Annotated in this window: 8 protein-coding genes; 3 read left to right on the top strand and 5 right to left on the bottom strand. The window is 55.9% G+C overall.

Features of this window, described 5'->3' with window-relative positions:
- The first annotated feature begins 122 nt into the window (after window positions 1-122).
- Window positions 123-1,556, top strand: a complete 1,434-nt coding sequence (locus FIV00_RS03970; RefSeq protein WP_152504099.1) for a M48 family metalloprotease — start codon at window positions 123-125, stop codon at window positions 1,554-1,556.
- 76 nt (window positions 1,557-1,632) lie between these two features.
- Here the strand turns inward: FIV00_RS03970 and FIV00_RS03975 are convergent, their stop codons facing one another.
- The 5 genes from FIV00_RS03975 to FIV00_RS03995 form a co-directional block, all read right to left on the bottom strand.
- Window positions 1,633-2,496, bottom strand: a complete 864-nt coding sequence (locus FIV00_RS03975) for an RNA polymerase factor sigma-32 (RefSeq protein WP_152499535.1) — start codon at window positions 2,494-2,496, stop codon at window positions 1,633-1,635.
- 187 nt (window positions 2,497-2,683) lie between these two features.
- Window positions 2,684-3,274: a CarD family transcriptional regulator gene (locus FIV00_RS03980; RefSeq protein WP_152499536.1), complete on the bottom strand. Its 591-nt coding sequence runs from the start codon at window positions 3,272-3,274 to the stop codon at window positions 2,684-2,686.
- 455 nt (window positions 3,275-3,729) lie between these two features.
- Entirely contained in the window at window positions 3,730-4,062 is a 333-nt protein-coding gene (gene fdxA, locus FIV00_RS03985) for a ferredoxin FdxA (protein ID WP_152499537.1), read from the bottom strand.
- Between the two features lie 224 nt (window positions 4,063-4,286).
- Window positions 4,287-4,688: an RNA-binding S4 domain-containing protein gene (locus FIV00_RS03990; RefSeq protein WP_152499538.1), complete on the bottom strand. Its 402-nt coding sequence runs from the start codon at window positions 4,686-4,688 to the stop codon at window positions 4,287-4,289.
- Entirely contained in the window at window positions 4,688-7,846 is a 3,159-nt protein-coding gene (locus FIV00_RS03995; protein ID WP_152499539.1) for a helicase-related protein, read from the bottom strand. The genes FIV00_RS03990 and FIV00_RS03995 overlap by 1 nt, the downstream gene beginning before the upstream one ends.
- An 822-nt stretch (window positions 7,847-8,668) precedes the next feature.
- Between FIV00_RS03995 and pyc the strand changes: the two genes are divergently transcribed.
- Together pyc and FIV00_RS04005 are read left to right on the top strand one after the other, a co-directional pair.
- On the top strand, window positions 8,669-12,109 hold the full coding sequence (gene pyc, locus FIV00_RS04000) for a pyruvate carboxylase (RefSeq protein WP_152499540.1): 3,441 nt from the start codon (window positions 8,669-8,671) through the stop codon (window positions 12,107-12,109).
- A 191-nt stretch (window positions 12,110-12,300) separates the two neighbouring features.
- Window positions 12,301-12,897 (top strand): cytochrome P460 family protein, encoded by a 597-nt coding sequence (locus tag FIV00_RS04005; RefSeq protein ID WP_152499541.1) that lies wholly within the window; start codon window positions 12,301-12,303, stop codon window positions 12,895-12,897.
- Window positions 12,898-12,900: the final 3 nt, after the last annotated feature.

The following is a 12,900-nucleotide window of genomic DNA, read 5'->3' on the forward strand; positions in this document are numbered from 1 at the left end:
AGATGGCCGTATGAGCCGGACAAAAAGGTCAGTAAGTGACGGCCAGAAGAGTGACAGATTTTGCACGCTCCACATTGTGTGGAGCAACAGCAAAGACCGGGCGCCGGTCTGACCGAAGTTGGCTGCGTGCCCTTCGGGCAGGCTGTCTTGCGCTTGTTGTCGCGTCTTGTCAGTTCCTCGGTGATGGTCCAAATGTCAGCACTGTTGCTCCAGGAACGCTCAGGCCGAACCTGTCGGCTGATATCGGTGCCAGGGAACATCCGCGTGTCGTCGCCACCTATGGCGGGGTCTATAATGACGCTGGAGCCGAGCGTGCTGTCGCGAGCGTCGTTGGCCGACTTGTTGCCGCTTCAGACGATCCGTCTCAGAGTTACAAGATCACGATCCTGAATTCACCGGCGATCAACGCCTTTGCTTTGCCTGGTGGATATCTTTATGTGACGCGCGGCCTTCTGGCCCTTGCCAACGACACCTCTGAAGTTGCTGCGGTTCTTGCGCATGAAATGGCGCATGTGACCGCCAACCACGCCATAAAACGGCAGCAGAGAGCTGAGGCCAAGCAACTCGCCAACCGGATCTTGAACGACGTGGTGCAGGATTCAGAAGAAGCCCGCAAGGCAATCATTTCCTCTCAACTGTCTTTTGCCCGCTTCAGCCAGGTGCAGGAACTGGAGGCCGATGCAATTGGCGTCAAAACGCTTGCGAAAGCCGGTTTTGACCCATATGCGGCAGCACGCTTCCTGCGCTCAATGGCTGCTTTTGCCCGGTATCAGTCCGCTGACAGGTCAGGGTCCTCCGCGCCCGATTTTCTGTCGTCTCACCCTTCGACGCCCGAGCGGTTGCAGATTGCGGTGCGTGCGGCAAGGCAGATCGGCGCACCTGGAATTGGCGAGCGTGACCGCGATCGATATCTCAGTCAAATCAATGGCATGCTGTTTGGTGATGATCCGTTGGAAGGGTTTGTCCGCGGACGTTCATTTCTTCACAAGGCCCTTGGTATCGGGTTCACCGTACCCAAGGGATACATACTTGAAAACTCGCCCGAAGCCGTGCTGGCCAGCAACGGGGCGGGAACGGCGATCCGTTTCGACGGCGCGGATGTCAGCGGGTATTCCAGCCTGGTGGACTACATGAAATCCGGTTGGATCAACGGGCTGCTTCCCGAGAGCGTTCGGGAGACCACGATCAATGGTCTGCCGGGTGTCACCGGCGCCGCAATCACGCAAGGCTGGTCTTTCCGGATTGCAGTACTGCGCATCGGGCGCACGGGCTATCGGTTCATATTTGCTAGTAGGTCGCCCAATCAGGCGTTTGATGAAGATTTTCGCGCCACCATCGACAGTTTCAAGCAGCTGACACCGACAGAGCGGGCGCGGTTGCGGTCGCTGCGGATCAAGGTCGTTAAGTCACAGCCAGGCGACACGCCACGCAAGCTTGCGATTGGCATGAGTGGGGTCGAGCCGTCCAGGCGGCTTGAGTTCTTCTCCATTTTGAATGACCTCAGCCCAAACAAGGCGATACCGACCGGCACTGCCGTCAAGCTTGTGGTTGACTAAAGAAAAAGCCGGCAGTGCGTGACTCCCGGCTTAAGGTGTTTGAAGTGTCAAAATTTCAAATAGCGTCTCTCGGATGTCAGGCGCTGTAGACCGCCTGATCCGGCTGCTCGGCCAGAAGTGCTGATTTCAGCTTCTCCATTGCCCGGCTTTCGATTTGCCTTACGCGTTCCTTGGAAATGCCAAGCTTGGTGCCGAGCGATTCAAGAGTTGCTCCTTCTTCGGAAAGACGGCGTTCCCGAACGATCTTCAGCTCGCGTTCGCTCAGAACCTTGAGTGCTGAACTCAACCAGCGGCTCCGCCGCTCTGAATCGATGCTGCCAGTGACGATTTCATCAGGTAGTGGAGCATCGGACACAAGGAAGTCCTGCCTGTCGGCGCTTGACCCTTCAGTGTCTGTCACCGGAGCGTTCAAGGATGTATCCGGTCCGGACAGGCGTGCATTCATAAGTGCCACGTCGGACTGTTTTACGCCGATCGCGTCTGCGATTTTCTGATGCAATTCACTATCGGTGAGCGGGGTCTGATTGCCGGACAATTTGGCGCGGAGCCTGCGCAGATTGAAGAACAACGCCTTTTGCGAGGACGAGGTGCCGCCGCGGACAATCGACCAGTTTCGCAGGATATAGTCCTGGATCGAGGCGCGGATCCACCATGTCGCGTAGGTTGAGAAGCGAACTTCCCGCTCGGGTTCGAAGCGGGCGGCTGCCTCGAGGAGGCCGACATGTCCTTCCTGAATCAGGTCGCCGAGGTTCAGGCCGAAATTACGGAATCTCGAAGCGACGGCAATCACCAGGCGCATGTGAGAGAGAGACAGTTTTTCAAGCGCCTTTTCATCTCGATCGTCTCGCCATCGAACAGCCAGTTCGAGCTCTTCCTCACGTGTCAGGTAAGGGGCTTTCATTGCTGCTCGAACGAGCTGACGTTTTTCGCTCATGGACATTGCTGACGCTCCGACGCTGTTATCGGGGATACTACGTACATAAGTGCAGGTTAGATCACTTACGAATGTCGCCGAGGCAGATTTTGTGCACTTCTCCGTGATAAGTCCGCGAGCAGCTGCTTCAAAAATGAAAAGGCCCGGACGAGTCCGGGCCTTACCAAGTTCTTTTTTAGAAGTAGCGCTGCTGTTAAGCGGCTTCTTCCTTGTCTTCGTCATCATCCGAGCCGGCTTCGGCAGCTTCGGCAGCTTTAATCCGGCTCGGGGACTTTGCCAGGTTCTGCTCGATCTGCTTGATCGCCTCGGTTTCAGAGCATTTGTTTACGGCTGCGATTTCACGCGCCATACGATCCAGCGCTGCTTCATACAGCTGGCGCTCGGAGTAGGACTGTTCCGGCTGGTTTTCAGAGCGGAAAAGGTCGCGAACAACCTCGGAGATCGCGATCAGGTCGCCGGAATTGATCTTTGCTTCATATTCCTGCGCACGGCGGCTCCACATGGTGCGCTTGACGCGCGGACGGCCGCGAACGGTTTCCAGAGCTTTCTTGACAGCTGCCGGATCACCCAGCTTGCGCATGCCGACGGACGTGATCTTCGCGACCGGGACGCGCAGGGTCATCTTGTCCTGTTCAAAAACGATAACGAGCAACTCCAAAGAGTGACCTGCCACGTTTTGCTCTTCAATAGCGGTAATCTGGCCGACGCCATGCGCCGGATAAACGATGTACTCGCCGGTCTTGAATCCTTGACGCTGCGCGGTCTTTTTGGTGTTCGTTGCCATACTTATATTCTCTCCTGCGCAGTTGATCGGCCCTTGTGGGCCGGTGATGGATCGCTGAGCGATCCTCTTTTCTTATGCGACACGTACCCCGCCGAGCGATCCTTTACGGAACGCCTGTTGATATGCGGCGTGTCAGGGCTGGTCAGTCGTCTATTTCCACACTAGAACCTTATTCACACACATGAGCTGCCGGGATCTTTCTCTGTCCGGTGGTTATGAGCCGGAACAGATTGGGAAGACTCCGTTTTTGGGGTTGGTCTCGTGGTTGGCGACTATCCACTAAAGGTAACATACTTTTGTGGAAAATTAAAGCGTTGTGCTTTTTTGATGTGCAAATGACACATAGCACCTCACTGAGGCCATCAGTCAGGTGTTTGAATTTCCTATAAGAATCACAAATTAAGTAAGTATAGCTGACGCATGCGGCGGTGCGCCGCACGCATAAGTTTATCGAATCAAGACGGCGGGTTTGGCGAGAAAAATTTCTCGAATTTATTTTCTTTGCCGTCGTATTCAGCTGCGTCGGGCAGCGGTTCTTTCTTTTCGGTTATGTTCGGCCACTTCTCCGAATACTCGGCATTGACCTCAATCCACTTTTCCAATCCCGGCTCCGTATCAGGAAGAATGGCTTCCGCCGGACACTCGGGTTCGCACACGCCGCAATCGATGCACTCGTCCGGATTGATGACGAGGAAGTTCTCACCTTCATAGAAGCAGTCCACCGGGCACACTTCAACACAGTCGGTGTATTTGCACTTGATGCAATTGTCTGTGACGACGTAGGTCATCGGTATCCTCATAAAAGCCGGCAACCGTAACAGGACGTTCGGACAGCATCCTTATTTTGTTGCGGCGGTCATATGTGCAGCTCATCTATCAGGAGCAGCACATTAAATCTACTTCAGGCCGTTGGGTATCGTTTTTGGATGACGGGCGCAAGCGCCCACGATGACGCATTTGGGCGGAGAAAGAGAAAGATTTTTCGTTTTTGAGCGATTGGGCGCATTCGGTGTCAGCTTTCGCTGCGAAATGCATCCATCTTGCGGCGATCTCGTTTGGTCGGACGGCCTGACCCGGCTTCCCGTTGGCCAGGTGCCTGCGTAGGAGGATCAGCCTTTGGAGGTGGCGGAGGCGACAAGTCTTCATAAAGCTTACGGGCTTCCTCGTAAGGGCCGCGCCGTTTGCCGAGTGCGATGATCTTGAGAATGAGCACGCCGCGTTCCCGCGCGATGGTCAGAACATCACCGGGCTTAACTGCTTTGCTTGCAGAAGCGATTTTTTCCTTGTTGACCCGGATATGACCGGAGGTCGCCAGTTTTTGCGCAAGAGACCGGGACTTCGTGACCCTGGCGTACCAGAGCCACTTGTCGATGCGCAGGCTGCCTGAGGCAGAGAATTCACCGGTCTCCGGAATTACTTCTTGTCCTTGCTGTCCAGGTTTTCCTTCAAGGCCATCAGGGCGGCAAAAGGTGAGTTTGGATCGATGGGCTTGTCTTTTGGCGTCTTGTCGCGCCGGTGGCCGCCGTCATAACTCTTGCCGCCATGTCCACCCTTGTTTCGGTTCGGACCGCCTTTCCCAGCACCTTTGGCGTGGCGCTTGTCGCCGTGTCCGCCCTTCGGTCCGTGGGATTTGCGGTCTCCACCACGCCGTTGATCGTTGCGGCCTCGAGGGCGCCGATCATGCCGGCCAGGGCGCCAGATTTCTATGGTGACTGTTTCCGTTTCCGGGTCACCTCCACGCGCTTCACCGTCTGCAGCCACCTCTGTCGGCGCATCTGATGTCTGGTCAGTCTCCGACTGGGCGTCGCCCTCAACAGTTTCAGGCTCCGCAGAGGGTTCCGCTTCCTTGGTCTGGCTTTCTGATTGCTGTTCAGCAGCTGGTTCCATCTCCGCGGCAGGTGTCTCCGCAGCCTGTGTGTCTGCACTGTCGCCGGAGGTTGCTTCCGGCGCGTCTGCCACTGCCAAAGCGTCGGTCTCACCAGCGGCTTCGGCTGGCTGAGCGGGTGCTTCCGGTGTTTCGGTGCTGGAGGCGCCTTTGTCAGCGTCCGGTTCTGTCGTCGCTTCTGGTTCTTCAGTCGCTGCCTTAACAGTGACCGGGCGCTGCACTTCCTTTGTTTCAACTCGGTACCCGAGTGATTTCAAAACCGCGGAAAAATCCTCGCCGGCGCATCCGAGCAGGGAGGTCATCGCAACTGTTACGGTAAAGCCGCCACCGGTTTCGATTGCTCCTTCCGGCGGCGCAACCTCCGCATCAAGTGGCTTCCAGGCAATCAACGGCCGGATCAGATCGGCCAATCGCTCCAGAATGTCGACCCGCACGGCACGAGGGCCGCAGACCCTAAAGCCGACAACCTTGTAGAGCGCCTTGTCGATGCTTTCATCAACCGGAATTGATGTGCGGCCCGAGGCGGACAACTGCGGCAACTCGGCCATGCCATTCATGTCGAGCGAGCCGTGCTTCAGCGCCCAAAGCTGTGCGAGCAACTGGCTGGGGGCCGGTTTCAACAGTGCGGGTACGAAAACGGTATATGCGCCAAAACGAACGCCGTGTTTGCGCAAAGAGGCACGCATGTCCTGATCGAGTTGCCTGATCTCGTCCGCCGCTTCCTGGCGCTCAAGAATGCCGAGGCCTTCGACGATGCGAAACGCGATGCCGCGTGCAAGGCCTTCCAGGTCTTCACCGTTTTTCAGGTCCACGAGCGGTTTCAGCAAGGTGTCGATCTGTGCCTTGACCCAAAGGTCGATGCGGTTCTGAACAGCCTCCCGTGAAGGGCCAGACAGATGATCGTCAGCCAGCAGGAGGGCCGTTGGTGCAAGAAGATCTTCGTCGGCAACCAATTTGGCAACGGGTTCGCCCCGCCAGCGGATAGCACCATCGGATGTCAGCACAAAATCGCTGTTTTCCGATTTGCCGAGCTTTTCCGCGCGAGACTCAATCTCAGTCGTCAGAGCCTTCTGGGCAGCTGCGCGCACGGTCTTTCCATCCGGTCCCTCGGCAGCCGCATCGGGGGCAAAGCGGAAGCCAAGCAGATTTCCGATGTGCTGACCTTCAACGAGCACATCGCCACTCGATGTAATTTCTGCTTCCAGCATTGCGTTCTCTCTCAAACGTCGCATCAATACACTTGTCCGCCGATCCACGAAACGCTGTGTCAGCCGCTCGTGAAGGGCGTCAGATAATTTGTCTTCTATGCCGCTTGCCACACCTTGCCAATGAGCCGGATCGGCCAGCCAGTCAGGGCGGTTCGCGACATATGTCCAGGTCCGGATGTGAGCAATCCGGTTTGCGAGTGTGTCGATATCACCATCTGTGCGGTCTGCGAAGGCCAATTGACGCGTGAACCAATCGTCAGCAATGACATCATGACGCATCAAATGGCTGTAAATGGTGTTCAGCAGGTCGGCATGGTTCGCGGGTGCAATCTTGCGATAATCCGGGACCTGACACACATCCCATAACAATTCGACCGCTTTTTCGCCTTTTGCCATGTCAGATATTGCGGCGTCGCGCAATAAATGTTCAAGAGCTGTGATGTCATCGCCTGTGGGTGCCCTAGCGAGACCCTCTTCTTTCGGCACTGCATCCAGGCTTTTTCGAAGCGAGCCGCTGGAAGAAAAATCCAGAGAACTGTTGCGCCATTGCAGCACTTTCAGGCTGTCAAACTGATGACTTTCAATTTGTTCGACGAGTTCGTCATGTAACGGGTCGACCCGCCCGGTGACACCGAACGTGCCGTCTTTGGTGTGTCTTCCGGCGCGTCCGGCAATCTGACCCATCTCGGATGCCGTCAACTGCCGATACTGATAGCCGTCATATTTTCTGTTGCCTGCAAAGGCGATGTGGTGGACGTCGAGGTTGAGGCCCATGCCAATGGCATCCGTGGCGACGAGGTGGTCGACATCACCATTCTGGAACAGGTCGACCTGCGCATTCCGGGTTCTCGGGCTCAGTGAGCCAAGGACGACAGCGGCGCCGCCACGTTGCCGGCGGATGAGTTCGGCAATCGAATAGACCTCATCGGAGGAAAACGCGACGATCGCCGAGCGAGCGGGTAGACGGGACACCTTTTTTGAACCCGCATATCCCAGAATGGACATGCGAGGCCGGGTCACGACATTCAGGCCGGGCAGAAGCCTTTCCAGCAGCGGCCGCGCTGTCGCCGAGCCAAGCAACAGGGTTTCCGACATGCCCCGCAAATTCAGGATGCGGTCGGTAAAAACGTGCCCACGATCCAGATTTCCAGCGAGCTGAACTTCGTCAATCGCGACGAACTCGGTTTTGAGGTCCAGCGGCATTGCCTCGACTGTCGAGACCCAGAACCGCGGATTGTCCGGAATGATCTTTTCTTCACCAGTGACCAAAGCGACGGCTTCTTTGCCCGCCCGGTCTGCCACCCGTCCGTAGACTTCCCGCGCAAGCAGGCGCAAGGGCAGGCCGATCAGGCCTGAAGACTGCGCCAGCATGCGTTCGATCGCGAGATGAGTCTTGCCGGTGTTTGTCGGTCCGAGCACGGCCGTGACAGTACGGGACCGGGCTTGCGGCGGCAGCGGCAGTGTTTGGGGGCGTGGCATGAAAGTGGTTTTGGTCGGCTTTCTTTGGCAAGGCGCTCTGAAGGAACGCCATTGGAACGGGCCCTAGATATGGTGGAGCGTATCTAGCACGCCGTCGCGCGTTGTGTCCCTATCCAAATGGTCAAAAACGCCTTTTTTTCAATCGAAAAATAATTGTGGAGAACGACTCTGGAACAAACCGAAACCGAATCGCGGACTCTTTCTGATTCAGGATTTGTTCCCTACGACATGTAGCCTGCAGTGTCGTCTTGGGCACAAAATCCTGAATCTGGCCAATAGCTTGAGTCAAAACCTACAGATGAGCGCGATTTGGGTCGAGTCATTGTCAAGTGTTAAAATTCTGAAAATCGCGGGAATAACTTTAGAGGCTTGTCCGTTTACCTTTGGACACAGGGTGAACGAAGCCTGGACGAATCGCTGATTCAGACAAGTTTCGGGTTTGTTCGTACCAGATTTGGTGGGTCGGCATCTGGCAGTGCGGATCTTTGAACCGGTTTCCAGAGTGCCAACGAAAGGCAGTCAACAAGGTGTTCAGAAAAGTGTCTCAATTTGGTTCAGAGTCGAAAAGTTCGCTCAAAATTTTTGCAATTGCAGGAAAAATGCTGCCGTTTTGCTGCACTGCAAATTTTTCGAAAGCGGTAATCCGTCGGAGACTTAGGCCGGATTAGTGTTCATTTTCTATAGGTTAGCGGTGCAGGCGCAAAAAAATTCTCCGGCTTAAAAAAAGGACATACCTTCTGCCCCTTTTCAAGCGCCTCCTACCAAAGTAGAAATCTTGCCGAAAGTGGCTGAATTTTGTCTCAAAGTTAGGGGAGAGGGCGTTTGGCAATTGCAAAAATTCTCGTTGCGAACAGATCCGAGATTGCAATCCGGGTGTTTCGGGCGGCCAATGAGCTTGGTCTGAAAACCGTCGCGATCTATGCGGAACAGGACAAGTTGGCGCTGCACCGATTCAAGGCTGACGAAGCCTACCAGGTCGGAAAGGGGCTTGGCCCCATCGAGGCTTACCTGTCCATCGACGAGATCATACGTGTTGCCAAACATTCCGGGGCCGATGCGATTCATCCCGGATATGGTCTTCTTTCCGAGAGCCCGGAATTCGTTGACGCCTGTGAAGCCGCCGGAATTACCTTCATAGGCCCCAAATCCGATACCATGCGCCGATTGGGCAACAAGGTCGCTGCGCGGAACCTTGCAATTGAAGCTGGTGTCCCCGTCATGCCGGCAACCGATCCGCTGCCAGATGAAATTGATGAAATCCGGCGTCAGGCACAAGACATCGGCTATCCGGTCATGTTGAAAGCCTCCTGGGGCGGTGGTGGCCGCGGGATGAGGGTGATCCCTGACGAAGCCACACTGGAAAAGGAAGTTCTGGCCGCAAAGCGCGAAGCGAAGGCTGCTTTCGGCAAGGACGAGATCTATCTTGAAAAGCTGGTTCAGCGCGCCCGGCACGTGGAAGTTCAGATCCTCGGCGATGGCGAAACCGTTGTGCATCTGTTTGAGCGCGACTGTTCCATTCAGCGCAGGCATCAGAAAGTCGTCGAGCGGGCACCGGCTCCATATCTCGACGAGGCCAAACGGCAGGAACTTTGCGAATACGGTCTGAAGATCGGCCGGGCGGTCAACTATCGCGGTGCGGGTACGGTCGAATTCCTTATGGATGCCGATACGGGTGCCATCTACTTCATTGAGGTCAATCCGCGCGTTCAGGTTGAGCATACGGTGACGGAAGAAGTCACCGGCATCGACATCGTTCAGGCGCAGATCCACATTGCCGACGGTTACAAGATCGGTTCACCGCAGAGCGGTGTCCCGCCGCAGGAAATGATCCGTCTCAACGGTCACGCACTGCAGTGCCGGATTACGACGGAAGATCCGGAGCAGAACTTCATTCCGGACTATGGCCGCATCACTGCTTATCGCGGCGCGACTGGATTTGGTATTCGCCTGGATGGCGGCACTGCTTATTCCGGCGCGGTGATCACGCGTTTTTATGATCCGCTGCTGGAAAAGGTTACGGCCTGGGCTCCGACGGCAGAAGATGCGCGCAAACGCATGGACCGTGCGTTGCGTGAGTTCCGGATCCGCGGTGTTGCCACCAATCTTGTCTTTCTTGAGAACATCATCGGACACGATGATTTCAAGGCCAACGCCTATACAACAAGGTTCATTGACGACACGCCTGCGCTCTTTGAGCAGACGAAACGGCAGGACCGGGCAACCAAGCTGCTGACCTATATTGCCGATGTTTCCGTCAACGGGCATCCGGAAACCAAAAACCGGGAGCGGCCGCCCAAGGATGCGTCGGCGCCAATCGTCCCTGACTTCGGCGACGACAAACCGGCTGGAACCCGGCAATTGCTCGATGAACTGGGCGCGAAGGGTTTTGCCGACTGGATGAAGGCGGAAAAACGCGCGCTGATAACCGACACGACGATGCGCGACGGGCACCAGTCGCTGCTCGCCACTCGCATGCGCAGCCACGATATCGTCAACGTGGCTGATGCATACGCAACCGGTTTGCCGAGCTTGTTTTCCCTTGAATGCTGGGGTGGTGCGACCTTCGACGTTGCCATGCGGTTCCTGACGGAAAGCCCTTGGGAGCGCTTGCATCAGATCCGCGAAAGAGCGCCAAACATCCTGCTTCAGATGCTGCTGCGCGGCTCTAACGGGGTTGGCTATACGAATTACCCCGACAATGTGGTTCGTTTCTTCGTCAAGCAGGCAGCCGAAAACGGCATTGATCTTTTCCGTGTCTTCGATTGCCTGAACTGGGTCGAAAACATGCGCGTTTCCATGGACGCGGTGCAGGAGTCGGGAAAACTTTGTGAAGGCGTTCTTTGTTACACCGGCGACATGCTGGACAGCGCCCGTCCGAAATACGATCTCAAGTATTATGTCGGTCTTGCCAAGGAGCTGGAAGCGGCAGGAGCTCATATTCTTGGTATCAAAGACATGGCTGGCCTGTGTAAGCCGGAAGCTGCAAAACTGCTGATCAGGACTTTGAAGCAGGAAGTCGATCTGCCGATCCACTTCCACACGCATGATACGTCGGGCATTGCCGCTGCGACGATACTGGCAGCTGTCGAAGCGGGTGCCGATGCGGTTGATGCTGCGATGGATGCCCTTTCGGGCCTGACATCGCAGCCTTGTCTTGGTTCCATTGTCGAGGCACTGCGTGGCAGTGAGCGCGATACGGGGCTCGACGCCAAGACCATTCGCCAGATTTCTTTTTACTGGGAGGCCGTTCGAACCCAGTACCGGGCCTTTGAAAGTGACCTGCGTTTTGGCGCCTCTGAAGTCTATCTTCACGAAATGCCGGGCGGGCAGTTCACCAATCTGAAAGAACAGGCGCGTTCGCTCGGTCTTGAAACCCGCTGGCACGAAGTTGCACAGGCTTATGCCGATGCCAACCAGATGTTCGGGGACATCGTCAAGGTTACCCCGTCGTCCAAGGTCGTTGGCGATATGGCATTGATGATGGTCAGCCAGAACCTGAGCGTGAAGGATGTCGAAGACCCTGGGAAGGATGTCGCCTTTCCTGACAGCGTCGTGAAGATGCTGCATGGGGATCTTGGGCAGTCGCCGGGTGGCTGGCCGGAAGCTCTTCAGCAGAAAGTGCTGAAGGGTGAAACTCCGATCAAGGTTCGGCCCGGGTCTCTGCTGGCAGAAGCGGATCTGGATGCAGAGCGCGAGACCGCCACCGAAAAAACAGGTCATGAGGTGGACGATACCGAGCTTGCCTCTTATCTGATGTATCCGAAGGTGTTCACTGACTTCGACAAAGCATTCCAACAATATGGCCCAACTTCGGTCTTGCCGACGCCGGTCTATTTTTACGGTCTGGATGCCGGTGACGAAGTTCTGGTTGATCTTGAGCCGGGGAAAACCCTTGTGGTTCGCTGTCAGGCGATCGGCGAAACGGACGAAAAGGGCGAGAAGAAAGTCTTCTTCGAACTCAATGGGCAACCGAGAAACGTCAAGGTACCGGACCGGGCACATGGCGCCACGGGTGCCGCTGCAATGCGCAAGGCTGAGGACGGCAATGCGGCTCATGTCGGGGCTCCAATGCCGGGCGTGATCTCAACTGTTGCCATTGCCGCAGGCCAAGATGTGAAGGCCGGCGATGTTCTGGTGTCGATCGAAGCCATGAAAATGGAAACGGCGCTGCATGCCGAACGCGATGGCAAAGTGGCCGAAATCCTGGTGACACCCGGTGCTCAAATTGACGCCAAGGACCTTCTGGTGGTGTTCGAAAGCTGATCGAGCAGACTTGAGCGGATCGCAAGTTCCTGCGATCCGCGGCATAACTCACTGTCATTTAAGCTGAAAAACTTCAGGTTCACGGCTTTTCACGTGTCGACACCGGCCACGTGAATTGTGCGTGCGCCTTTCTGGACCGGAAGCTTCTTTCCTTCAGCTCTACGCGGGGCTGGCTACAATGGGAGAGAGAAATGAAGAAGCTACCGATTTATCTGGGAGGCGTTTTTGCGACACTTTTGATTTCCGCGACAGCGCATGCTGCCTGCGATGTCGACAAGCCTGGCTATGAACTCAGCGGCGACGAAGCCGAAAGCGTCTATGATTGTTTGAAAGCCGATCTGCAGGCGGGATATCGAGAAGGCCCGAAACGCTGGATCTCCGAAGACTTTGTCAATGATTATCCGGGTTGGACAAAGGCAAGCGCCTTTCCTGCAGCACCCGGATTTCATGGGGGACGTTTCCTTGTCACCTACGTGAATGCGATTGGTGCGGATGAATATCTGAAATACAAGCCGGAGGATGTTCAGGTTCCGGCTGGCACGAAGATCGCCAAGGAATCTTTTGCGATCAACGATGACGGTAAAGTCAGCAAGGGGCCTTTGTTCCTGATGGAAAAGGTGCGCGCTGGTACATCTCCGGAGACCGGTGACTGGTACTACATGATGGTTGCGCCGAATGGTGCCCCTCAAGCGGTCAATGTCGTGACCGCATGCAGTGAATGTCACCTGGAAAACTTTAGCGAGCAGGGCGGTCTTGGTTATCCGGTCGAAGACGCTCGTATCAGGTAAACT

The organism is Labrenzia sp. THAF82 (assembly GCF_009363435.1).
In the GTDB taxonomy this organism is placed as follows: domain Bacteria; phylum Pseudomonadota; class Alphaproteobacteria; order Rhizobiales; family Stappiaceae; genus Roseibium; species Roseibium porphyridii.

Coding starts and splice junctions, on each gene's coding strand:
- FIV00_RS03995 (WP_152499539.1), bottom strand. CDS start 7,846: ATGCCACGCCCCCAAACACTGCCGCTGCCGCCGCAAGCCCGGTCCCGT.
- FIV00_RS03980 (WP_152499536.1), bottom strand. CDS start 3,274: ATGGCAACGAACACCAAAAAGACCGCGCAGCGTCAAGGATTCAAGACC.
- fdxA (WP_152499537.1), bottom strand. CDS start 4,062: ATGACCTACGTCGTCACAGACAATTGCATCAAGTGCAAATACACCGAC.
- FIV00_RS04005 (WP_152499541.1), top strand. CDS start 12,301: ATGAAGAAGCTACCGATTTATCTGGGAGGCGTTTTTGCGACACTTTTG.
- FIV00_RS03975 (WP_152499535.1), bottom strand. CDS start 2,496: ATGTCCATGAGCGAAAAACGTCAGCTCGTTCGAGCAGCAATGAAAGCC.